Origin of the sequence: Algibacter luteus (genome assembly GCF_900141715.1) — a bacterium.
Taxonomy (GTDB): domain Bacteria; phylum Bacteroidota; class Bacteroidia; order Flavobacteriales; family Flavobacteriaceae; genus Arenitalea; species Arenitalea lutea.
In genome coordinates, this window is the sequence record NZ_FQYK01000002.1 from 394,667 (window position 1) to 416,997 (window position 22,331).

A 22,331-nucleotide genomic window follows, 5' to 3' on the forward strand; every position below is an offset into this window, starting at 1 on the left:
ACAATGAAAAAACTCTTTACAATTCTAGCCTTTATAGCTTCGTTATTTGCTATTATTTTTTCGGTATTACCAATTTCAAATCTTGCTGTTATGCCTGCAGTAGCAGCCATATTCTTTGGATTAATTGCCTATTTCTTATCAAAAAAAGCAGGAAAAGTTAAAAAGATTATTCAGTTTACTTTCCTTTTAACCATAATTGCGCTGGCAATAACAACCTATAAATCTGTTTTCAATACTACAGAAGTTGCAAACACTGAGGCTATTGAAGCCACAGAAAACAAATTGGAAGAGGAATCTATGGAGGAATTAGAGAACCTTGAAATTGACTTAGATGAGTCAGAATTAGAAGATATTCTAATTGAATAGTAAGGTTTTTCTTTGTATAAATTTGTATCTTTGAACGCATCAAAGAGTGATACTCGCATACAAATTATTCACTTTCCCTAAGAGCAATAATTGATTGTAAGTGGCATGTTTTTGGTAATTGCTTATTATAATACATGAAAACTTTTTTTATTCTCTCAATATTTTTGTTAGTTGGTGCATGCGCTACCAAAAAATACACGGCTAAAATTGAAGATCTTAAAAACAGCATTGAGCTTGTTGATAGTACATCTGTAATTAAATATACCCAAACCATTACTGCTGATGAGCTAAAAACACATCTTTATAAATTTTCTTCGAACGAATTTGAAGGCAGACGCGTTGGAGAGCCAGGACAGAAATTAGCTGCTGAATTTTTAAAGACGTATTATCTAAACCAAAATATAAAATCGCCGTTAGGTGATACTAATTATTATCAATCAATTCCGTCAAGTTTTTTTAATGGAAAGTACAACGATTCTGAAAACGTATTAGCCTATATAGAAGGCTCTCATTTTCCTCAAGAAGTGATAATTATTTCGGCACATCTAGACCATTTAGGTATAACCAAAGATGGGCTCGTAAACAATGGTGCAGACGATGATGGCTCTGGCACCGTGGCATTAATGGAAATGGCACAAGCCTTTCAATTGGCAAAGAAAGAAGGTTTAGCGCCTAAACGCAGTATTTTATTTCTGCATTTAACTGGTGAAGAAATTGGTAAAAAAGGGTCTGAATTTTATACACAATACCCTGTGTTTCCGCTTGAAAATACGGTAACTAATTTAAATATTGATATGATTGGAAGGGTTGATAAATACCATACCAACAATAAAGATTATTTGTATTTAATTGGAGCGGACAGACTAAGTAAAGAGCTTCATTATATTTCAGAAAAAGTTAACAAAAGCTATTTTAATATTAATCTCGATTATCGATTTAATATTGAAGGTGAGGCACATGATTATTATGACAGGTCTGACCATTACAATTTTGCCTATAAAGGCATTCCAGTAATATTTTATTTTAACGGCGAACACGACGATTATCACAGAGCTACTGATACACCTGATAAAATTGATTATCCGTTATTAGAAAAACGCACAAGACTCATTTTTGCTACCGCGTGGCAAATTGCGAATCAAGACACCCGATTGGTTATTGATGAGCATAATGAACTGTTAAAATAGACTGAAATTAACAAGTCATTTAATTGATTTTCGTAATATAGCTTACTAAACTATTTATATTTCATATGAAAAAGCTACTCATTCTTTTTTTGGCTGCAGTTTTCTTAACGTCATGTAGTTCGTCACAAAATAAAACAAAAACCGAAAAAACAGTTAATCCTGAAACGTATTCTGCTACTATAACTTCTGCTGAACTTAAAGACATGCTTTACACCTATGCTTCTGATGAGTTTGAAGGCAGAAAAACAGGAGAACCAGGACAGAAAAAAGCCATTGAGTTTATTAAAAGTCATTACGTGGCTAATGGTATTCCGTCTCCAATTTCTGAAGGTGATTATTTTCAAGAAATTCCAGCAAGTTACTTTGGCAGTGGTATTAAAGATTCTGAAAACGTTATAGCATACATAAAGGGCAGTGATAAACCAGAAGAAGTCATTGTGATTTCTGCACATTTAGACCATATTGGCATTGAGAGGGATGGCGACATAAATAATGGCGCCGATGATGATGGTTCTGGAACAGTTGCCATATTAGAAATTGCTGAAGCTTTTAAAGCTGCTGAAAAAGCAGGAAATGGCCCTAAGCGCACCATTGTATTTTTACATGTTACAGGTGAAGAAATAGGACTTTACGGTTCTCGTTATTATGCCAATGAAGACCCTATCTTTCCGTTAGCCAATACCGTTGCTAATTTAAATATAGATATGATTGGTCGTGTAGACCCAAAACATGAAGATTCAGGTAAAAACTATTTATACCTAATTGGTTCTGATAAATTGAGTAAAGAGTTACATAATGTATCTGAAGAAGTTAATAAAAAATACTTCAACTTAGAATTTGATTATACCTATAATGATGACAACGACCCAAATCGTTTTTATTACCGTTCTGATCATTATAATTTTGCAAAAAATAATATTCCGGTAATTTTCTATTTCAATGGTACTCATGCCGATTATCATAGACCATCAGATACGCCAGATAAAATTAATTATGACTTTTTAGAAACACGATCAAAACTTATATTTCATACTGCTTGGGAAATTGCCAATAGAGAAGAACGTTTAAAAACTAGATTAAAAAAATATTAAGCCACAAAAAAAGCCTTTCAAATATTTGAAAGGCTTTTACTTTTTGGGTGGATGATGGGATTCGAACCCACGACCCTTGGTACCACAAACCAATGCTCTAACCAACTGAGCTACAACCACCATTTAAGCGCATTTTGCAATGCGTGTGCAAATGTAAATGATTTCCATCTTTATTACAAAGACTTTTTTAATATTTTAATTAAGTTTTTTTATTTTAAATCAAATAAACTATCTACCGCGGCATAACGTTCTGTAGTAAAACCTTCTGCATGATCTACCCCAACTAATCTGCCTAAATCTTTTGCTCTATAAATAATACTATCTGTAAAGTTTTTACTCGAAATAGGTGTTTCTGGAGCTTTACTTTTTGCATCGTAAAACTGCGTTTTGTAAGCTAATACCGCTTCCATTTTTTTATCAATAAAGCCAGATACATCAACAGCAACATCAGGTTCTAAATTTTTCCATTGCATATAATGATACACTTGCTTTGGGCGCCATGGATTCTGTATTTCACCTTCATCTAAGGTTTGAATTTTTAGCAACCCACTTAAAAAACAAGCATCACTAACTAGTTTACTACCTTTTCCGTGGTCAATATGTCTATCATCAATAGCATTACATATTACAATTTCAGGTTGGTATTTTCTAATCATGGTAATAATAGCTAACTGGTGTTCTTTATTATTAACAAAAAACCCATCAGCAAACTCCATATTGGTGCGCATGATAACACCTAATATTTTAGCAGCATTAAAGGCCTCTTCATCTCTGGTTTCGGCAGTGCCGCGAGTACCTAATTCTCCCCTTGTTAAATCTATAATACCTACTTTTTTACCTTTTGAAACTTCCTTTGCCAAAGTTGCACCACAACCTAATTCTACGTCGTCTGGATGTGCTCCAAAGGCTAAAATGTCTAATTTCATAACTCAATTTGTTTTTTATTTCACCGTTTAGCCTTAAAACTAAATCATTTTATTTACTTAAAATATAGAATTTCGTAAAACTCAATATCACGAAAACGTATTCGCTAATGTTTTATTCATTTTATACCCACTAAAAATAGCAATAATTGAAAAATAACACCTTCAAGTAAAGCATGACATTCGTCATAATTATTAGTTCGTATCCACAGTAATTTTACCCCATAATTAATTAGCACTACTTAATCTGTGCTAAAACTAATAAAGAAATTTAAGATATGATCTATTTAATGCTCACCATTTTAGTAATTACTATTGGTCTGTTTGTTTGGGGAAAGTTTACACCAGATATTGTTGCTTTAATTTCTATGTTAAGTTTGTTTTTAACAGGCATTCTTGATGCAACGGAAACGCTAAGCGGATTTAGTAATCCAACTGTAATTATGATTGCTGCACTTTTTATAATTGGTGAAGGGATTGCACAAACGGGCTGGACAGCACTTGCTGGTAAAAAGTTTGTAGAATGGGCAGGAAAAAGTGTACCTAAATTATTGGTCATAGTTTCTTTAGGAGCAGGAGTTCTTTCAGGATTTGTGAGTAATACAGGTACAGTAGCTACATTAATGCCATTAACCATATCTTCAGCTTGGAGCATTGGAACATTACCTTCTAAAATGTTAATGCCTGTAGCATTTGGTTCAAATACTGGTGGCTTACTAACATTAACCGGTACGCCTCCAAACATCATAGCAAGTAATGCCTTAATTGAAGCTGGTTTTGATGGATTTTCATTTTTTGAGTTCAGCTTAATAGGCCTACCTCTTTTAGTTATTGCACTGCTCTATTTTAGATATGTAGGTTATAAATTATTGCCCAAGAATAAAACTAATAATAAACCTGTTAATATTGAGTCTACGCTTCACAATTGGATTGAAGCCTACAAAATAGATAACGGTTATTACAGATTACGTGTAAGATCTATTTCACCTTTATTAAACACTCAAATAAAAGATTGGCAATTTGAAAAAAATTATAATGCTTCTATTATTCGTATAAGAAGAAGACATCCTAATTTATTGAAGAAAGTACCAACTTTTATTGAGTTTCCAGATCCGAATACAGAATTCATGTATCACGATATAATAACTGTAAAAGGAGACACTGAGGCCATTAACAAGATGATGATAACCTTCAGATTAGGACTTTTACCTCTAGATCCTATAACTGATGAACTTAAAAACAACCTAATAAATCAAGAGGTTGGTATGACAGAAGTCATTGTTAACCCTAATTCAATTTTAGTAGGAAGACGTTATAAATTAGGAGACTACTTTAAAAGATTTGGTATCCAACTATTGGGTGCTTCTAGAAACCAAAAACCTTTATTAGATAAAGAAATTACTGTAAAAGCTGGAGATGCCTTTTTAATTAGAGGTACTTGGGAAGATATAGACGGTCTTAAAAAACAACATGAAAATTTAGTAATTATAGGTAGTCCAGAAGGTATGGCTAAAAATGTTGAAAAACTTAATAGCAAATCTTATATAGCTTTAGCAGCATTAATTCTCATGATCATATTCATGGTATTTAAAGTTGTACCTGGCTCTATCGCTGCCTTAATATCAGCTGGTGTTGTATTGTTAACAGGTTGTGTACCCATTTCTAAAGCTTATAAAGGCATTAGTTGGACCAGTGTTGTAATGATTGCTGCTATGATACCCATGGGCATCGCATTACAAAAAACAGGAACCGCTCAAATTATTGCAAACGGGTTAGTAGATTACTTAGGCTCAATACATCCTATAGCACTTTTAGGTGGTGTATTTTTATTAACTACCACATTTAGTCAAGTTATAAATAACTCCGCTACTGCAGTACTTATGGCACCAATTGCCATATTAGCCGCAAGTTCATTAAACCTAAATCCAGAACCATTTATGATAGTTGTGGCGATTAGTGCCTCAACAGCATTTTTAACACCAATAGGCACAACTACAAACGCTATGGTCATGACCGCTGGTGGATATAAATTTATGGATTACCTAAAAGTAGGTGCGCCATTACTCTTTATGTTTTTAATAGTAACTCTAATACTCGTGCCAGTAATTTGGCCATTTTAACACCATATTTCTTATTTAATTATATTAAATGAAATACCTACTAACCGCCATATTACTTACCATCTCAATTTCTAATAGTTATTCGCAAACTAGTCAAGAAGATATGCTAGGTTCTTGGTTCACGTACGCAGGAAACCATAAAATATCTGATAAATTTAGTGCGAGTACCTTGGCTCAATTATGGACCTTTGAAGTTGCAGAAAATTTCAATTTCATTTTAGTTTTTGGCGCTTTAAATTATCAACTAACTCCAAAATTGACTACAACAATAGGCTATGGTTATGGTGATATCGACGGCGGCTTTTATACTGATAAACCACATACTTATGAAAACAGAGTATTCGAGCAATTTGTCTATAAACACAAAATAGGTAATTTGCCTATAGACCACAGATTTAGAGTGGAACAACGCTTTTTCCATAAATTAGATTTTAAATCAACTTCACATCGTTTACGATATAGATTAGGAACAAAAATCAAATTAAATAAAACCTTATTTATAAGAGTTCACGATGAATTTTTAGCAACGATTGACGATGAAATTATAGATGAAAACAGATTGTATGGTGCATTGGGCATTAACTTATCTAAATCAGTAAATGTGCAATTCGGATATTTAAATAGAAAAATCAAAGGATTGAACTTACACCGCCTTCAAGCAGGTATTTTTATAAAAACCGATCATAGAAAGAAACAAGTAGATTAATAGCAAATCCCTTTAGAGTAAAGTTCAACACGCAAGTACCGAGAATTAAGTTTTGATTTTCGGTACTTTTTTATTGATACGTCCAAGCTACAATTCTCGAGATTTTATTCCCCTGCCCCATTGGAATGGTTTTAATATCAGTAGCCCCTAATTTCTTTAACGACACATGCATACCCTTCACTAAGTCTTTTTTAGAAACTAGACTTGTAAACCATTGGCATTTTGTTTTAAACAATGAACTTTCGTAAAGATAATTGTGCAAAAAAGCCTTTTCACCGCCTTTATACCAGAGCTCATTATGTGTCCCAGAAAAGTTTCTAACAACCTGTTCACTATCCCTATTTAAACCTTTTAACTTTCTTGAATTTGCCGCTATAGATTCCTCTTCAGACTTGTGAAACGGCGGATTGCAAATAGCAACCGAAAACGCATCATTCTCATTTAATACTCCTTGCAAAATTTGCGAAGCATCATTTTGCAGCCTAAGTTCAATGGCCTTATTCAATTTATTTTTATCTATAATTTTCTGAGCATTTTTAAGCGCTTGGTTATCAATTTCAGTTCCTACAAATTGCCATTGATATTCAGCATGTCCTAAAAGCGGGTAGATGCATGTAGCTCCTGTGCCAATGTCTAAAACTTTAATGTTATCATCAATTTTTGATGCTTTAAGCAAATCAGCAATATGATGGATATAATCTACTCGTCCTGGTATCGGCGGACATAAATTGGCATCAGGAAATTCCCAAAAGTCAATATTATAATACTTCATTAATAAAGCCGTATTGAGTGCCTTAACCGCTTTAGGATTAGAAAAATCAATTGTTTTGGTCTGATATTTATTGACAAAAACAAAAGGTAATAAAGGATTATATATTTTCGATAGTGCATCCAAATCATAACCAGATTGATGCTTGTTGTTCGGGTGTAAATGTTGTTTCGGTTTGATATTTATATAGTCTTAAATTAAACTTTTACGGTCTTCCAATGGCCTTTTTTAAACCATATAATAGCAATTATAGTCATTAATACTTCTCCTAAAGCTACTGCCCAAAATACACCACTAGGGCCACAATTAAAAGTAATAGCCGCAAAATATGCAAAAGGTAATTGCAGTAACCAATAACATACAAAATTGATATACGTTGGCGTTTTAGTATCTCCAGCCCCATTAAATGCATTGATTACAATCATACCGAAGCCATAAAAAATAAACGGTGCCGTCATAATACGTAAACACAAGCTACCATATTTCACAACATCAGGAGTATCATTAAAAATCTCAATAATTTGTGGTGCAAATAAAAGATATAATACAGAAACAGTACCCATAAAAATTGAGCAATACTTTGAAGTTAACCAAACAGATTGCTCTGCTCGTTCAGGTTTTTTAGCTCCTAAATTTTGACCAACTAATGAAGCCGCTGCACTGCTCATACCCCACGCGGGCATTAAAGAAAATAACATCACACGAATAGCAATGGTATAGCCAGCGAGTACTTCGCTTCCAAATTCACTAACAATTCTCATTAAAAACACCCAAGATGAGGTTCCTATCAAAAACTGACCAATACCTCCTATAGACACTTTAATTAAATTAAGCATAACACCCACACGGATTATCATGTCTTTAATACCAATTTTTATTTTACTGTAACTATAAAACAAAATTGCTAATTGAAATAATACTGCTATTCCACGCCCTATAGTAGTTGCAATTGCAGCTCCTTCAACACCATAAGCAGGAATGGGTCCAAAACCAAAAATAAACATCGGATCTAGGATTATATTTAACCCATTAGATAAAATTAAGACCCACATGGATATAGATGCTTCTCCTGTTCCTCTAAAAATGGCATTAATTAAAAACAACAACATTATAGTAATGTTACCGCCTAAAAGCACTTTAGTATAGCCATAACCCTCTTCTATTAAATCAGGTTCTCCTCCCATTAAACTTAAAAGCTCTTTAGGATAAATAATACCAATTATACTAACAATTGTAGCAACTAAAACACCTAAAAATATAACTTGAACTGCTGCATTTGATGCACCTTTTAAATCTTTTTGCCCTACACGTCTAGCAACAATAGCGGTTGCAGCAATACTTAAACCAATAGCTATGGCATAAATTAAAGTAATTATAGACTCTGTTAATCCAATTGTAGCTACAGCATTTACACTAACTCGAGAAACATACATGATGTCTACTAAAGCGAAAATGGATTCCATGATCATCTCAAGAATCATTGGAACTGCTAACATAAATATGGCGCGCCGAATACTTCCAGAAGTGAAGTCTTTTTGCTTACCTGTAACAGCAATTTTGAAATATTTAATAAATTGTTTTAAGGTGATTTTATTTGATTGCATTAAGAGGGTAATTAAATATAAATCATTACCAAATGCATATAACACTTAGCTTTTGTTTTTCTCGAGTGGAACCTCGATGCTTTAAGGAAGTCAAATTAAACAATCATAGGTAACAAATATTGTGAAAATAATTTAAAACAACAAAATAGATTTCTATGAGTTTCCTATCAATTCTCATATATTCGCAAAAAAATTGATGATGTTAAAAGCGGTTATTTTTGATATGGATGGTGTTATTATTGATAGTGAACCTATGCATAATAAAGCCTATCATGATATGTTTGAAGAAGTTGGAATTACAGTGTCTTCAGAGCTTTACGAATCGTTCACCGGTCAGTCTACCATCAATATTTGTAAACGCTTGTGCGACCATTTTAACTTACAACAATCGCCAGAAAGCTTAGTAGCCTTAAAACGAAAGCACTACAAACACTTCTTTTACAGTAATTCTGATTTAGGACTTATTGATGGTGTTTTTGAATTGATTCAGGATTATTACAATAACGGACTCACTTTAGTTTTAGCCTCTTCTGCTGCTATGACCAGCATCAATCAAATTTTTGACCGTTTTGAATTGAACCCTTACTTTAAAGCGAAATTTAGTGGTGGGGATTTAAAACAATCGAAACCACATCCAGAAATTTTCATCAAAGCAGCCGAGGCTACAGGTTTTAGAAGAGAAGAATGTATCGTTATTGAAGATTCAACTAATGGTGTTCATGCGGCTCATGCAGCAGGTATTTACTGTGTTGGGTATGATAGTTTTCATTCAAAAAACCAAGATTACTCGAAGGCCAACTTAGTGATAAACGATTTTAAGGATATTAGTTATAAAAATATAACTTCTGTTTTTAAATAACTTAGTTTAAATCTGCTTATTATGAGTCGCTATTTTCTTGAGCTTTTTTAATAATATTTTTAAGACGCTCCTTTCTAAGTAACGCTTCGCTTTTCTTTTTGTTTTTCTTTCGAGCCATTAATTTAGAATGCTTCGCTTTATTTTTGGTGTTCTTCTCTCTTCCTGTTTTAGCCATAACTATTGTTTTGTTTTCAACAACTTATTCTGCTCTTCCATCAAGTCGGTGAGCTTCGATAAAAGTTCAATATCCTTTGGAGTAACAACGGTTTTGTCTTTGGTATCTTGAGCTCTATTTTTTAATCGATTTAAAAATTTAACTACAATAAATACGGTAAAACCGATGATCATAAAATCTAACAGAGCTTCTCCTAATGCGCCGTAACCTATAGCAACCACATCGGTTAAAACATTACCTGAATCATCCAATACGGCTTCTTTCAAAATGATTTTTTTATTCTGAAAATTTACACCGTCGGTTAATAAGGATAACGGAGGTAACAATATTTTTTTTACCAAAACATCTATAACTTTATTAAAAGAAGCACCAATTATAATACCAATGGCCATATCCATCATGTTTCCCTTTACTGCAAACTCTTTAAATTCTTTGAATAGTTTCATATGCTTTACTTTTTTATTTATTGCAGTGCAAAGATATTAGTTTGTAATTGGCATTGTAAAATCCTAACATATAAAATTAGGTGTCATGTGTATTACTTCATAAGTTAATATTATAAATTATCATCATATTTACTAATAATTTTATTTATTAGCTTTTTAGATAATATTTACAATTATTAGTTTTTTAGCTAATATTTTTGGTGATTTAAATTATAATAGCTAATTTTGAAACTATCATATACCAAATCATGACCAGTATAATAACAGGCGATATCATCAATTCTAAAGAAAGTTCACCTAAACTTTGGCTAAATGCGCTTAAAACAATTTTAAATAGTTTTGGTAATACGCCACAAACTTGGGAAATTTATAGAGGCGATAGTTTTCAACTCGAAGTTCAACCCCAACACGCCTTAAAAGCCTGTATGCTTATAAAAGCCACCATAAAACAATTTGACAATATTGATGTTCGTCTCGCCATTGGCATCGGCGAAAAAACATACCAATCCAATAATATTACAGAATCTAACGGTAGTGCCTTTGTGTATTCTGGCGAGTGTTTTGAAAGTCTTAAAAAAACAACTTTAGCCATAAAATCAAATAACGAATTGTTTGATACCACCATAAACCTCATGCTCGATCTCGCTCAATTAACCATAAACAATTGGTCTAGCACCTCGGCAATTCTTGTAAAAACCACTTTAGAAAACCCCGATTTAAACCAAAATCAAATCGCCAACATTTTAGAAAAAACACAAGGCAATATTAGTCAAGGCCTTAAACGAGCAGGATTTGATGAGATTTCAAAACTCTTAAAGTATTACCAAAACCAAATACAAACCCTATGTTAACCTTAGCCATCAAACTAATTCTTGCCCACGTTATAGGCGATTTTGTGCTTCAACCCAACACATGGGTACTGCATAAAGAAACCCACAAACACAAATCGAAGTTTTTGTATTGGCATATTTTAATTCATGCCCTAACGCTCATTGTGGTGTTGCAATTTCAATTTAAATATTGGTTAGCCCTCATTATCATCCCTACTTCACATTACATTATCGATGTTATTAAACTCCACCTCAACCCCAAATTCAATAAAAGAATCTTGTTTGGTTTAGATCAACTCGCACACCTCATCATCATTGCGTTAGTCATTCAAATTTACGAATCGTACAACATCAATTTCAATCTACTATTCGCTCCAGAAACCCTATTGTTTCTCACCTGTATCATAGGTGTAACCAAAGTCTCATCAATCATCATGAAAACCATCATTTCCAAATGGGATTTAACCGAATATAACAAAGAAGCTACCCTCGAAGACGCCGGCGCATACATAGGCATCCTCGAGCGCCTTTTAGTCTTCATATTCATCATCACTAACCATTGGGAAGGTGTTGGCTTTCTCATCACCGCCAAATCCGTTTTCCGTTTCAGCGATTTATCAAAAGCCAAAGACCGCAAACTCACCGAGTACATCCTCATTGGCACCCTTATCAGTTTCGGTTTAGCCATCGCCTTCGGTTTGGGTTACGAATATGTTTTAGGAATAATAACAACGTAGATTTGGGCGCTACCGCAAGGGTCGGGCTTTCCGTTACAAGTCCTCGCTCGTACCTCGCTGTGGGCTTTCCTCTGCAATCCCTAACGCGATCTAGCCATTAGCCATAATTTAATTAATATTTATTGCAGCACAAAACATTAAATCCGTAAAAAGTCGACACCCATATCAATTCATAGAATTGAAAGTCAAGGCGCAGAATAGATGAAGAAAAGCTCCGAAAAAAGGAGAACGAACGTTCGACACGGAGTTTTCAAATCGGTTTTCAGTACTCACTGAAAAATTCCTTGGCTTGACCTTGATTTTTTGGTTCGTTTTGTATCAAGACAAAATGAACGCATAGAAGCGTTTATTCAAAATCTACGCGAAGAATTTATATTCTCTTATTTCCTATAAAATTTCGCATAGCCACGATACCCAAAGAATCCTAAAATAGCGACTAGCACACAAGCAATAGTAATAAATTTAACACTCACTATTTGGTCGCCACTCGCATAACTATGCAATCCGGCTAGGTAGAAATTCACACCAAAATAGGTCATTAAAATACTAGCAAACGCCACAATAGACATCAAGTTAAAAAACCATCGTCCGCGTAATCCAGGAACCAAACGCATATGTATAACAAAAGCATAAATCATAATGCTTATAAGTGCCCAAGTTTCTTTTGGATCCCAGCCCCAATAGCGTCCCCAACTTTCATTGGCCCACATACCGCCTAAAAAGTTTCCAATGGTAAGCATCACCAAACCAACCGTTAAAGCCATTTCGTTTATAATTGTTAATTCTTTAATGTTTAAATCCATTTTGGCTTTATTCTTTTTGGTAGTAAATATCATTAAGAATAAGGATACAATGCCTAAAATCATACCTAAGGTAAACGGACCGTAACTTGCAACAATCACCGCTACATGAATCATTAACCAATAACTATTTAAAACCGGTTGCAGATTTGCAATCGCAGGATCCATCCAATTCCAATGTGCAATCATTAAAATCATGGCGGTAACAAATGCGGTTGCGGCAATGGTTAAATCGCTTTTTCGCCCAAAGGCTAATCCAAAAAACATGGTAGCCCAAGCTACGTAAATCATGGACTCGTAGGCATCACTCCAAGGTGCATGTCCTGAAATGTACCAACGTGCAATTAACCCTGCTGTATGCAATACAAACAAGCCTAAAACCACAAATTTTAAAACAGTTACAGACACATTTACAAACTTGCGCTTGTCATTAAATATTTGCATAATTAATAATACAAACAGCAAAGTTCCAGCATATAAATACCAGCTAAAGAGCTTCTTGAAAATATCGTATTTATTATAAAGCACTTCGGCTTTAACTTTTTTGTCGCTCAGCATCACCTCGCTACCATAACGGTGTTGCGTTTTGGTGAAAGCTCCTAAAAGCTTTTCAGCTTCCGAAAAATCGCCCGTTTGTTTGGCCTGATTTAAGGTATATAAATACGCTCTAAAGCCATTTTTTATAAAATTAGAATACAACGAATCCGTAACTTTCGAGGCGTCTCTTTTAAAATCGAAGTTTGAAATCCACTTGTTATTTTCATCATCAGGAATTGGGAAAATCTTCAAGGACATCCCTTCTATCGTATTATATAACAAGTTAACTCGTTGGTCGGTTTCTTTAAATTCCTTTTGAAACCCATTTGGTATTTGCGCTTTATAAGCTTCATCTAAATAAGGCGCTAGTTTATACGCTCCTTGATTTGTAAAGAAATCGGCCAATGGCACATATTTCACTTCTTTATCAACACCAATAAGCTTTCTAATAGAATCACCTTTCTTAGGTTTTAAGTAAATAATAGGCACATTGTACCAAAGCATCGGACTTTCTTGAATGGATAAAAACACTTGGTTTGCATCAAAATCCTCATAAGTGTCATTCTTGCTTAATTTTCTAAGCATTTCTGAGGCGAAAGTATTTACAGGCATCATGCGCCCGCTTAAATCCTGAATCACCAAATGCCCAAATTTATCCGCATGTACTTTTGGTGTGATATTCGCTCTTAAAATAGAATCGATTTGCGCTTTTGTTGGCGCCGTATGGTCGTGACCATCGCCTTCATAATGTTCTTGAGCAAAAGCTCCTAAACTCGTACATAACAAAAAGATGCTCAGTACTTTTGCTTTTTTGTTTTTAACGCTTTCCAAATGACGCTTTAAATCGCCAAAACGTGAATGTTTAGAAAACAAAATAGCCATTAAACCAAAGTACAGCATCATATACCCAATGTAGGTAATTAAGGTACCCCAATAATCATGGTTTACAGAAAGAATAGTTCCTTTTTCATCTGGGTCGAAACTCGATTGAAAAAATCTGTAACCATCATGATCCAGAATATTATTCATATAAATTTTATAGTCGTAGTTTTCAGAGCGCTCATCTAAAACCGTGACTTCACTAGAATATGCCGAATAACCACGTTCGGTTCCTGGGTAACGTTCTGCTTCAAAATCGTTTAATTTTAACGCAAAGGGCAACTCTAAAATTTTCGAGCCATACTTAAATGCCAAATCAAGTCCGCCAACTTGTATCTGTTTAAAATTACCATTAATACCTTTACCTCCTAATAAGCCTACACGTTTGGTTTCACCACCAGTAGTAACGTTTAATACCACACCATCGGCATCGTTTTTAAGGAGTTGTGATTTTTGAACCACATCAAAAACACCTTTAACTACAGGTTTTGGAAACACCATTTGCATATTACCAATAACATATCTAGAACGCAGATAAAGCGGCTGTAAACTATCGGCAACCAATTTACCTTGAGCCCGAGTTGCCATGGTCATATATTCACCCTCGAATGGCGAATTAATACTCAACGAATCACCTTGAAACGTAATATTTATTGCCCCATCGGTTGGTTTGTTTAAAGCAAAAAGCACATTGTGAATACTTTGCACCTGCCCTACTTTTAAGAAGTGATTGTGCGGTCCGTTTTGTCCTGCCTCCACAACTTTTAGATATTCTTCGCCATTGTCGTCTGGGATAATATCTTCTTCAGCCCCAACAATAAATTTATCGAGTTCGATGGTTACGGGTTGCTGATCGTATTTGGTTTCTATTTTAAAATTGTTTTCTAAACGTCCTGAAAAATCAACTTCGCGCTCAATTGGTAAACGCTGCGGTACACCGTCTATCATATAATCGCCATCAATGAAAGCGGTGATGTATGTTTTTTGAGATAAGAACGTGTTTTCTGAAGCGCCCTCGCGAATGGCCATCATGCCTTCAAAACTCGCATAACGTGTAATAAAAGCCCCTAAGAGAATAAAAATAAAGGCTAAATGTAAAATAAAAGTAGCCCATTTTTCTTTTTTGTACAGCCTGAATCTGAAAATATTACCCGTAAAATTAATAACGAAAAACACCATGATAGCTTCGAACCACCACGCGTTATAGATTAAATTTCGAGTGTATGGCGTTGGCGATGTTTCTTGTCCTGCATCTAAAATGGTTCCTGTTGCCATAGCAGCAGCAAACACAATAAATAAAACGGCAGTAAGTTTGGTAGAAAAGAAAATATTGGCGAGCTTTTTTTGCATAATCAGTACCCTTTATTAAGGTTTTGCAAATTTAAGGATTAATGTTTATTAAGAAGTGTTAAAGTATTTAAAAAGTTGATTGAAATTTTGAAGTTTGAAGCCATCACTTGAAACAAAATGACCACTGTTTTACGATTGACTTGTTCTGGCTTCAAAAATTTTTAAATACAAAAAAGTGCCCATTTTTCTGGCGCGACGTTTGGCATTTTCGGCGTTCTCGCCTTCAAAAAGTTCATCGATGGTTTGAAACCATAAGTTTAACCACAAGCCAAAGTGTAATTCGGTGATGCTGTGGTTGTTTTCTTTATCGACTTTTACATGCACCTCTAAAGGGTCGCCTTTATAGCGTTGTTCTAATCTACGAGTCATAAATAAGCTGGATTCCCAAAAGGTGGTTAGTCGGTCTAGATGCGCATCCCAATCTTTGATGACGTCGTTAAAAAACGGACCTAAAACCTGATCTGCTCGCACTTTTACGTAAAAAGAGGAGACTAAAAGATAAACATCGTCGCGGGTTTTGAGATCGTTTTTCATGATACACAAAAGTACGCTATTTTAAAGATTTAAAGTATGAATTGATACGATAAAACTCAAAGTTTTAACCTGAGATAGAGACCAATCGCAGCTGCAAAAATGGCACGCTGCGAACGGTTGCGCAAGGGATAGCAACAAAAAGCCCACAGGGAGGCACGACCGAGGACTTGCAGTGAATAGCCCGACCCGATAGGGATGCGCCCAAAAATTAATAATTCTGCGTTTTATTTGATAATTCATTAGTATTTTAGCGCTATGATTTCAGTAGTAATTCTGGGTGCTGGAAATGTAGCGACCCATTTTTTTAAGGGCTTTGAAAAAGCAAAAGACATTAGCGTTATACAATGGTATAACCGCAGTTTGGCGGCCATAAAACCGTATGCTAACGCTGTAGAAATTACCGACGATATAAGTGCTTTGAAAGCGGCCGACGTTTATATTTTGGCGGTTAGTGATGATGTTATTGCCGAGGTTTCTCACCAAATTCCGTTTGATGATAAATTGGTGGTGCATACCTCTGGTAGTGTGAGTGTTTACGATTTGGATAAAAAACACAAACGCGGGGTGCTGTATCCGCTGCAGAGTTTAAGTAAAAATTCCGATGTCGATTTTGCCAATGTGCCTATTTGTATTGAAACGATTGATAAAAAAAGTTATCCGGTTTTAAAGCACCTGGCGCGGAGTTTAGGCAGCCCAACCAAGCGCATTAATAGCGACCAAAGGCGCGTGTTGCATCTGGCGGCTGTTTTTGTGAATAATTTTACCAATCAGCTTTACCGTATTGGGCACGAAATTACCGAACACGAAGGTGCCGAATTCGATTTATTGAAGCCACTAATTCTGGAAACTGCTAAAAAAGTGCAAGAGATGTCGCCTTACAAAGCACAAACCGGACCCGCAAAACGCAACGATAAAAAAACGATAAAAAAACACCTAAAACTTTTAGAAAACGAGCAACATAAAGCCATTTATAAATTGCTTACCGAATCTATTATACAAACCCATGGAAGAAAAAAGTTATAAAGAATATTTAGAGCACATTACCACATTTATATTTGACGTTGATGGCGTTTTAACCGACGGTTCGGTAACGGTAACTACCACTGGCGAGATGTTACGAACCATGAATATTAAAGATGGTTACGCGCTAAAAACAGCTGTAGATAAAGGTTATCATGTTTGTGTGATTTCTGGCGGCACCAACCCAGGTGTGAAAATCCGATTGCAAAATTTAGGTATTGAAGATATTTACCTCGGCGCTTCGAATAAAATAGAGCAGTTGGATGATTACTTTCAGAAAAAAGGCATCAAATCTGAAAACGTGTTGTATATGGGCGATGATATTCCTGATTATCCTGTAATGAAAGGCATAGGCCTACCCTGTTGCCCGCAAGATGCAGTACCTGAAATTAAAGAAATATCGAAATACATTTCGCATAAAAAAGGTGGTAAAGGTGCTGCCAGAGATGTGATTGAGCAGGTCCTTAAAGTGCAAGGAAAATGGAACGGTAATTATAGTGCAAATTACGATTAGAATTCAATTTGGCACGAAACAAACGCAGACATAGCACCGGATTTGGATACATTGGTTTTGGAAATAACCAACAGGTATTTAATCAGTCTACACGTAAAGCATTTTCGTCGCTAAAAGAAAAACTAAACCGAGAAACACATTACCAGCATCAAGTCGATTTCTTGCACAAAACACTTACCAAAGCAGAGAAACAAGCCATAAAAAATAACATTAAAAAGCAGGAACAATTAAGAACCCGAAAAACCATCATTGTTTTTGTGCTACTCGCCATTCCTGTGGTTTTTTTCTTTAAGTTTTTTATTGATAAACTGGCTTCTAATTTTTAAAGTTTGAATGTTTTAAACCTCATACGATGGAAAAATTTAATGATGATTGCCGTCGTGCAATTACTCATTAAATATGCTCTTTTAGAATCTTTTGGTGTACAAACAACTTTAGATGGTTTGGGGATTTCATTGTTAATTTTAGCCACGTTGTGTATTGCGGCTGCTGGATATATCATTAACGATATTTACGATGTCGAAACCGATACCATCAATAAACCCGACCGCGTAATTATTGGCAAATCGATTTCAGAAAAAACAGCCTTTAATGCTTTTATTGCATTGAATATCATTGGTGTTGGCATTGGGTTTTACTTATCACATCGGGTTGGTAGAGCCCCTTTCTTTTCCATATTCGTCATCATTTCCATATTGCTTTATGTGTATGCCTCGTATTTAAAACGGACTATTTTAATTGGCAATCTGGTGATTTCAGCATTGGTGGCTTTAAGTTTAATTATTGTTGGAGTTTTTGAGCTCATTCCAGCCATGACACCGACAAACCAAGAAACCCAAGTTGTGTTTTTTAAGGTGATTTTAGATTACGCCCTTTTTGCATTTGGTATAAACTTGCTACGTGAAATCGCCAAAGACATTGAAGATATTGATGGCGACTATAAAGCTGGCATGAATACCTTACCCATTGCTATTGGAAGAGAACGCGCTAAAAACATCCTTACGGTGCTCAATTTTATTCCGCTGGCAGCCCTTGTGTATTACGTAATTACAGACCTGTACAAACAACCTGTAGCCGTGATTTATTTTTTAGTTTTTATTGTGGGGCCGTTGCTTTACATCACCGTAAAAACGTTTGGTACCAAAACAAAAAAAGACTTTAGGCATTTAAGCCTCATGTACAAATTGGTGATGCTTTTCGGGATGTTGTCGTTGTTGTTTTATTTGTTTATTTTGTAGAAAATTAAATGTTGCCTTCGGGTGCAAATTAGCAAACACAAACAAAGTTTATAAACCCAAATATGCTCAAAGAAAAACTTAAAAACCACCGTATTATTCTCGCTTCAGGATCACCACGCAGGCAAGAGTTTTTCAAAAATTTAGGTCTCGATTTCGAAATTCAACTCAAACCTATCGTTGAAGAATATCCACCGCGACTAACCCATGCTGAAATTAGCGACTACCTCGCCCAACTCAAAGCCTTACCGTTTAAAGAAGCCTTACAACCCAAAGACATTCTAATTACCAGCGACACCATCGTATGGCACAACAACACCGCTTTAGGAAAACCACGAGAAGCGCAAGAAGCTTATGCCATTTTAAAATCCTTAAGCGATGCTACACACGAAGTAATTACTTCGGTTTGCTTTACCAGTTTGGGTTACGAAAAAACCCTGAACAATATCACTAAAGTCACCTTCAAAGCCTTAACCGACGATGAAATCTGGCATTACATTAAAACCTATAAACCCTTCGATAAAGCCGGAGCCTATGGCATTCAAGAATGGATAGGACAAATAGGCGTTACCAAAATTGAAGGCTCATACTTCAATGTGATGGGTTTACCCGTTCATCTTGTTTACAAAACGTTAAATGCCATTGCAGAAACAACTTAGGGTTGTAATTTTATAGCATGCAAATTATAAACAAATTAGTAAAAGTCTTAAAAGCCGAAATCATCCTTTGGGTTATTATTGGTGTGTTGTTGTTATTAGCTTCTTGCCAAAACAATTCCAAAGCCGCACCTGTTGTAATACACACCATGAGTAATATCGTAACGCCTAAAGCGGAAGCCAAACAAAAAACTTCTCCAGAGTTTAAAGCCTATTGGTATGCCGGAGAAGCCGAATTATCATCTTATAAATTAGAGCAAGCACGCTATGGCGAATTGCGCGAAGGCACTGCTGTTTTGGTGTATGTTACCGAAGATTTTCTTCCAGACGTGCAAGTTAAAGCCAATAACTCCAGTAAATCAAACATTCCTGTTTTAAAACTCAACGCCACAAAAAAGTTCAACACGGGTATTTATCCGTATAGCATCATGCAAAGTACCTTCTACCCTGTGGCTAATAATCAGCATGCGCTAAAAGTGTCAAGTTCTATACAAGAATGGTGCGGACATGTGTACACCCAACTCAATAACCGCAGCCAGTTCGAAATCATGTCGCATTCCTATTTCGAGGGAGAAGCCGACCAACATTTCAAACTCGATAAAACCATATTGGAAAACGAATTATGGACTCAACTGCGCATCAATCCGCAATCCTTACCCACTGGAAATTTAAAAATCATTCCCGCGTTAGAATTTCACCGGTTGCGTCATGTGCCTATAAAAGCCTATGAGGCTACCGCAACTTTACAAGCCAATATCTACACCATAAATTACCCAGAATTAAACCGTACGTTGGCTATCACCTTCAATCCTGAATTTCCTTATGAGATTTTAGGTTGGGAAGAAACCTCAAAAAGCGGTTTTGGAAATAGCGCGAAAGCATTAACCACCAAAGCTACCAAACTCAACACCATAAAATCGGCTTACTGGCAAAAAAACAGCAATAAAGATGAAGCTTTAAGAGACCTGCTTCAATTAAAATAATAAGTTTTCAAATTGCTTTTAAGTCTCAATTTAGCTTGTATCTTTGCATCGAAATTTAACAACATCCGCATGTTATTAGAAACTTACCAAACCGAGCTTATCATTACAGGCTTTGTATTACTCACCTTACTCATCATAAGGTTTATCACCAATTTTACCATAAGTAAGGTGGCCAGAAAAAATGGCATTAACGAGGCACGTATCCGTCTTATTCGCAGGTATGTAACCGTAACGCTTTTTATCATTGCTTTGGTTATCGAATCTTTTGTGTTTGGTGCCAATTTTAAAGATTTAGCGGTACTCTTTTCATCGGTATTCGCTATTATAGGTATTGCCATGTTTGCCATTTGGTCTATTTTAAGCAATGTTACTTCAGGTATCATCATGTTTTTCTCGTTTCCTTATAAAGTAGGCGATAAAATATGCATCCACGATAAAGATTTCCCGCTAGAAGCCATCATCGAAGATATTCGTGCCTTTCAATTGCATTTACGTCTCGAAAATGGCGATTTAGTAACCTATCCAAACAACCTTATTTTACAAAAAGCGGTAACGCTTGTAGAGAAAGATGCTATCGAAGAATTCATCGAAGATGATGGTGAAGCTGTATAAAATATTCCATATATTTAAGAGGTGAAACACACAGCATGAAAAAACCTAAGAAGCACAAATCTAAAAAACTTGTTGGTCAAATACCTGGAAGTGCCATCTATACAGGCGAAAAATCTACCCTAAAACTCTTCATCGAGTCTTTCGATTATAACAAGCAGCAATGCAAAGAAAAAGAACTTCGCGATGTCGAAGAAAGCTTCGGTTTTAAATTCTCAGACACCGTAACATGGCTTAATATTAACGGATTAAACCATGTGGCCGAAATAGAAAAACTAGGCAAACATTACGAGTTACACCCCTTGGTAATAGAAGATATTGTAAATATCTCCCAACGCCCAAAAATAGACGAATACGAAAACTACCTCTTTGTGGTTTTAAAAATGCTGTATTACGATACCGACGAAAAAATCGTCTCAGAGCAAGTCAGTTTTGTGTTGGGTAACAATTACGTGCTCTCGTTTCAAGAATCAGAAGGCGATGTCTTCGATGCTGTGCGCGACCGTATCCGCCAAGGTAAAGGGCGTGTGCGCGATATGGAATCCGATTATTTACTCTATGTATTAATCGATGCCATTGTCGATCATTATTACAGCGTAATCGATACCTTAAGCGATAAAATCGAAAATTTTGAAACCGCCATTTTCTCGGGCCATGTCGATGACGATATTAGCCAAAACATACAAAACCTAAAACGCGAAATCCTACGGGTGCGTAAAGCCATATTCCCGCTTCGCGAGGTGATTAACCGTATCGAAAAAAACGATAACAAACTCATTCAACCAAGCACCCTCACCTTTTACCGCGATGTGTACGACCACCTCATTCAAGTCTCAGAAAACATCGATATATACCGCGAAATGATTTGGAGTTTAATGGATATGTACATGACCACCATAAGCAATAAAATGAACGAAGTCATGAAGGTCCTCACCATTATGGCATCCATTTTTATCCCGCTCACCTTTATAGCAGGCATCTACGGCATGAATTTCGAGTACATCCCAGAACTCCAATACAGATACTCCTATTTCATACTTTGGGGCGTTATGGTGGTGCTGTTTATAAGCATGCTGTTTTATTTTAAACGCAAAAAGTGGCTATAAAGTTTTAGTTTTTGGGCGCTCCCGCAAGGGTCGGGCTTTCCGCTATATCTTTTTTATACGTCATAGCGAGGAGGAACGACGCGGCTATCTGCTAAGTTAGAGTTCTTAATAAGGTGTGTTTTTCATCTTTCAAAAAAAGGATGCCGCTACAATCCCTAGCGCGGGTTTACTACCCCAATTGAAGTTTAAAATTTTCATTTTATTTTTTATGTTTCACTTTGTGTTTGTGGGAAAATTATTTATTTTTGTTTAACTTGAGAAGTATATAACTTTATGTATTACATTTTAAAAGCAT

23 protein-coding genes and 1 tRNA gene are annotated in these 22,331 nt (G+C 35.5%); 16 read left to right on the plus strand and 8 right to left on the minus strand.

Annotated features, from left to right (window positions below):
- Nucleotides 1-3: 3 nt before the first annotated feature.
- The 3 genes from BUA46_RS05280 to BUA46_RS05290 all read left to right on the plus strand — a co-directional run bounded on the left by BUA46_RS05280 (nt 4) and on the right by BUA46_RS05290 (nt 2,644).
- Nucleotides 4-366 (plus strand): hypothetical protein, encoded by a 363-nt coding sequence (locus BUA46_RS05280; RefSeq protein WP_019387256.1) that lies wholly within the window; start codon nt 4-6, stop codon nt 364-366.
- A gap of 134 nt (nt 367-500) precedes the next feature.
- Nucleotides 501-1,553 (plus strand): M28 family peptidase, encoded by a 1,053-nt coding sequence (locus BUA46_RS05285; protein WP_019387257.1) that lies wholly within the window; start codon nt 501-503, stop codon nt 1,551-1,553.
- Nucleotides 1,554-1,618: 65 nt separating this feature from the next.
- Nucleotides 1,619-2,644 carry a M28 family metallopeptidase gene (locus BUA46_RS05290; RefSeq protein WP_019387258.1) on the plus strand — a complete coding sequence of 342 codons (1,026 nt, stop codon included), beginning with the start codon at nt 1,619-1,621 and terminating at the stop codon, nt 2,642-2,644.
- A 46-nt stretch (nt 2,645-2,690) separates the two neighbouring features.
- Here BUA46_RS05290 and BUA46_RS05295 read toward each other — a convergent pair.
- Together BUA46_RS05295 and bshB1 are read right to left on the minus strand one after the other, a co-directional pair.
- Nucleotides 2,691-2,764 (minus strand) — tRNA-His (locus tag BUA46_RS05295).
- A gap of 89 nt (nt 2,765-2,853) precedes the next feature.
- Nucleotides 2,854-3,570, minus strand: a complete 717-nt coding sequence (bshB1, locus tag BUA46_RS05300; protein WP_019387259.1) for a bacillithiol biosynthesis deacetylase BshB1 — start codon at nt 3,568-3,570, stop codon at nt 2,854-2,856.
- A 287-nt stretch (nt 3,571-3,857) separates the two neighbouring features.
- Between bshB1 and BUA46_RS05305 the strand changes: the two genes are divergently transcribed.
- Together BUA46_RS05305 and BUA46_RS05310 are read left to right on the plus strand one after the other, a co-directional pair.
- The gene (locus BUA46_RS05305; RefSeq protein WP_019387260.1) at nt 3,858-5,687 is read left to right on the plus strand and encodes an SLC13 family permease; all 1,830 of its coding nucleotides are present in this window, start codon (nt 3,858-3,860) and stop codon (nt 5,685-5,687) included.
- Between the two features lie 28 nt (nt 5,688-5,715).
- Entirely contained in the window at nt 5,716-6,393 is a 678-nt protein-coding gene (locus BUA46_RS05310) for a DUF2490 domain-containing protein (protein WP_019387261.1), read from the plus strand.
- 70 nt (nt 6,394-6,463) lie between these two features.
- Here BUA46_RS05310 and rlmF read toward each other — a convergent pair whose 3' ends face one another.
- Both rlmF and BUA46_RS05320 read right to left on the minus strand, forming a co-directional pair.
- Nucleotides 6,464-7,348 (minus strand): 23S rRNA (adenine(1618)-N(6))-methyltransferase RlmF, encoded by an 885-nt coding sequence (gene rlmF, locus BUA46_RS05315; RefSeq protein WP_349267053.1) that lies wholly within the window; start codon nt 7,346-7,348, stop codon nt 6,464-6,466.
- A gap of 11 nt (nt 7,349-7,359) precedes the next feature.
- Entirely contained in the window at nt 7,360-8,766 is a 1,407-nt protein-coding gene (locus BUA46_RS05320; protein ID WP_019387263.1) for an MATE family efflux transporter, read from the minus strand.
- A 199-nt stretch (nt 8,767-8,965) separates the two neighbouring features.
- On the opposite strand from BUA46_RS05320, the gene BUA46_RS05325 reads away from it, so the two are divergent.
- Nucleotides 8,966-9,625: an HAD family hydrolase gene (locus BUA46_RS05325; RefSeq protein ID WP_026010012.1), complete on the plus strand. Its 660-nt coding sequence runs from the start codon at nt 8,966-8,968 to the stop codon at nt 9,623-9,625.
- A gap of 19 nt (nt 9,626-9,644) precedes the next feature.
- On the opposite strand, the gene BUA46_RS15085 is transcribed toward BUA46_RS05325, so the two are convergent.
- Both BUA46_RS15085 and mscL read right to left on the minus strand, forming a co-directional pair.
- Nucleotides 9,645-9,800, minus strand: a complete 156-nt coding sequence (locus tag BUA46_RS15085; RefSeq protein WP_019387265.1) for a hypothetical protein — start codon at nt 9,798-9,800, stop codon at nt 9,645-9,647.
- A gap of 2 nt (nt 9,801-9,802) precedes the next feature.
- Nucleotides 9,803-10,246 carry a large conductance mechanosensitive channel protein MscL gene (gene mscL, locus BUA46_RS05330; protein ID WP_019387266.1) on the minus strand — a complete coding sequence of 148 codons (444 nt, stop codon included), beginning with the start codon at nt 10,244-10,246 and terminating at the stop codon, nt 9,803-9,805.
- Between the two features lie 248 nt (nt 10,247-10,494).
- Here mscL and BUA46_RS05335 point away from each other — a divergent pair, with 248 nt between their 5' ends.
- Nucleotides 10,495-11,097 (plus strand): hypothetical protein, encoded by a 603-nt coding sequence (locus tag BUA46_RS05335; RefSeq protein ID WP_019387267.1) that lies wholly within the window; start codon nt 10,495-10,497, stop codon nt 11,095-11,097.
- On the plus strand, nt 11,091-11,813 hold the full coding sequence (locus BUA46_RS05340; RefSeq protein WP_019387268.1) for a DUF3307 domain-containing protein: 723 nt from the start codon (nt 11,091-11,093) through the stop codon (nt 11,811-11,813). The genes BUA46_RS05335 and BUA46_RS05340 overlap by 7 nt, the downstream gene beginning before the upstream one ends.
- Nucleotides 11,814-12,193: 380 nt before the next feature.
- Here BUA46_RS05340 and BUA46_RS05345 read toward each other — a convergent pair whose 3' ends face one another.
- The gene (locus tag BUA46_RS05345) at nt 12,194-15,379 is read right to left on the minus strand and encodes a cytochrome c biogenesis protein CcsA (protein WP_019387269.1); all 3,186 of its coding nucleotides are present in this window, start codon (nt 15,377-15,379) and stop codon (nt 12,194-12,196) included.
- 129 nt (nt 15,380-15,508) lie between these two features.
- Nucleotides 15,509-15,913, minus strand: coding sequence for a group III truncated hemoglobin (locus BUA46_RS05350; protein WP_019387270.1), 405 nt, complete (start codon nt 15,911-15,913; stop codon nt 15,509-15,511).
- A 255-nt stretch (nt 15,914-16,168) separates the two neighbouring features.
- Between BUA46_RS05350 and BUA46_RS05355 the strand changes: the two genes are divergently transcribed.
- The 8 genes from BUA46_RS05355 to corA all read left to right on the plus strand — a co-directional run bounded on the left by BUA46_RS05355 (nt 16,169) and on the right by corA (nt 22,036).
- Nucleotides 16,169-16,936 carry a Rossmann-like and DUF2520 domain-containing protein gene (locus tag BUA46_RS05355; RefSeq protein WP_019387271.1) on the plus strand — a complete coding sequence of 256 codons (768 nt, stop codon included), beginning with the start codon at nt 16,169-16,171 and terminating at the stop codon, nt 16,934-16,936.
- Complete coding sequence (locus BUA46_RS05360; protein ID WP_019387272.1) at nt 16,917-17,447, plus strand: KdsC family phosphatase; 531 nt, start codon at nt 16,917-16,919, stop codon at nt 17,445-17,447. Before BUA46_RS05355 ends, BUA46_RS05360 begins: the two co-directional genes overlap by 20 nt.
- 8 nt (nt 17,448-17,455) lie before the next feature.
- Nucleotides 17,456-17,773, plus strand: a complete 318-nt coding sequence (locus BUA46_RS05365; RefSeq protein WP_019387273.1) for a hypothetical protein — start codon at nt 17,456-17,458, stop codon at nt 17,771-17,773.
- Between the two features lie 3 nt (nt 17,774-17,776).
- On the plus strand, nt 17,777-18,685 hold the full coding sequence (locus tag BUA46_RS05370) for a geranylgeranylglycerol-phosphate geranylgeranyltransferase (RefSeq protein ID WP_072794732.1): 909 nt from the start codon (nt 17,777-17,779) through the stop codon (nt 18,683-18,685).
- Nucleotides 18,686-18,747: 62 nt separating this feature from the next.
- The gene (locus BUA46_RS05375) at nt 18,748-19,341 is read left to right on the plus strand and encodes a Maf-like protein (RefSeq protein WP_019387275.1); all 594 of its coding nucleotides are present in this window, start codon (nt 18,748-18,750) and stop codon (nt 19,339-19,341) included.
- 17 nt (nt 19,342-19,358) lie between these two features.
- Nucleotides 19,359-20,321: a hypothetical protein gene (locus BUA46_RS05380; RefSeq protein ID WP_019387276.1), complete on the plus strand. Its 963-nt coding sequence runs from the start codon at nt 19,359-19,361 to the stop codon at nt 20,319-20,321.
- 69 nt (nt 20,322-20,390) lie between these two features.
- On the plus strand, nt 20,391-20,933 hold the full coding sequence (locus tag BUA46_RS05385) for a mechanosensitive ion channel domain-containing protein (RefSeq protein ID WP_019387277.1): 543 nt from the start codon (nt 20,391-20,393) through the stop codon (nt 20,931-20,933).
- Nucleotides 20,934-20,968: 35 nt separating this feature from the next.
- Complete coding sequence (corA, locus tag BUA46_RS05390; RefSeq protein ID WP_019387278.1) at nt 20,969-22,036, plus strand: magnesium/cobalt transporter CorA; 1,068 nt, start codon at nt 20,969-20,971, stop codon at nt 22,034-22,036.
- Nucleotides 22,037-22,331: the final 295 nt, after the last annotated feature.

Excerpts from the sequence above, each read along its gene's own strand:
- BUA46_RS05280 (WP_019387256.1), top strand. The coding sequence starts at position 4 with ATGAAAAAACTCTTTACAATTCTAGCCTTTATAGCTTCGTTATTTGCT.
- BUA46_RS05285 (WP_019387257.1), top strand. The coding sequence starts at position 501 with ATGAAAACTTTTTTTATTCTCTCAATATTTTTGTTAGTTGGTGCATGC.
- BUA46_RS05290 (WP_019387258.1), top strand. The coding sequence starts at position 1,619 with ATGAAAAAGCTACTCATTCTTTTTTTGGCTGCAGTTTTCTTAACGTCA.
- bshB1 (WP_019387259.1), bottom strand. The coding sequence starts at position 3,570 with ATGAAATTAGACATTTTAGCCTTTGGAGCACATCCAGACGACGTAGAA.
- BUA46_RS05305 (WP_019387260.1), top strand. The coding sequence starts at position 3,858 with ATGCTCACCATTTTAGTAATTACTATTGGTCTGTTTGTTTGGGGAAAG.
- BUA46_RS05310 (WP_019387261.1), top strand. The coding sequence starts at position 5,716 with ATGAAATACCTACTAACCGCCATATTACTTACCATCTCAATTTCTAAT.
- BUA46_RS05320 (WP_019387263.1), bottom strand. The coding sequence starts at position 8,766 with ATGCAATCAAATAAAATCACCTTAAAACAATTTATTAAATATTTCAAA.
- BUA46_RS05325 (WP_026010012.1), top strand. The coding sequence starts at position 8,966 with ATGTTAAAAGCGGTTATTTTTGATATGGATGGTGTTATTATTGATAGT.
- BUA46_RS15085 (WP_019387265.1), bottom strand. The coding sequence starts at position 9,800 with ATGGCTAAAACAGGAAGAGAGAAGAACACCAAAAATAAAGCGAAGCAT.
- mscL (WP_019387266.1), bottom strand. The coding sequence starts at position 10,246 with ATGAAACTATTCAAAGAATTTAAAGAGTTTGCAGTAAAGGGAAACATG.
- BUA46_RS05335 (WP_019387267.1), top strand. The coding sequence starts at position 10,495 with ATGACCAGTATAATAACAGGCGATATCATCAATTCTAAAGAAAGTTCA.
- BUA46_RS05340 (WP_019387268.1), top strand. The coding sequence starts at position 11,091 with ATGTTAACCTTAGCCATCAAACTAATTCTTGCCCACGTTATAGGCGAT.
- BUA46_RS05345 (WP_019387269.1), bottom strand. The coding sequence starts at position 15,379 with ATGCAAAAAAAGCTCGCCAATATTTTCTTTTCTACCAAACTTACTGCC.
- BUA46_RS05350 (WP_019387270.1), bottom strand. The coding sequence starts at position 15,913 with ATGAAAAACGATCTCAAAACCCGCGACGATGTTTATCTTTTAGTCTCC.
- BUA46_RS05355 (WP_019387271.1), top strand. The coding sequence starts at position 16,169 with ATGATTTCAGTAGTAATTCTGGGTGCTGGAAATGTAGCGACCCATTTT.
- BUA46_RS05360 (WP_019387272.1), top strand. The coding sequence starts at position 16,917 with ATGGAAGAAAAAAGTTATAAAGAATATTTAGAGCACATTACCACATTT.
- BUA46_RS05375 (WP_019387275.1), top strand. The coding sequence starts at position 18,748 with ATGCTCAAAGAAAAACTTAAAAACCACCGTATTATTCTCGCTTCAGGA.
- BUA46_RS05380 (WP_019387276.1), top strand. The coding sequence starts at position 19,359 with ATGCAAATTATAAACAAATTAGTAAAAGTCTTAAAAGCCGAAATCATC.
- BUA46_RS05385 (WP_019387277.1), top strand. The coding sequence starts at position 20,391 with ATGTTATTAGAAACTTACCAAACCGAGCTTATCATTACAGGCTTTGTA.
- corA (WP_019387278.1), top strand. The coding sequence starts at position 20,969 with ATGAAAAAACCTAAGAAGCACAAATCTAAAAAACTTGTTGGTCAAATA.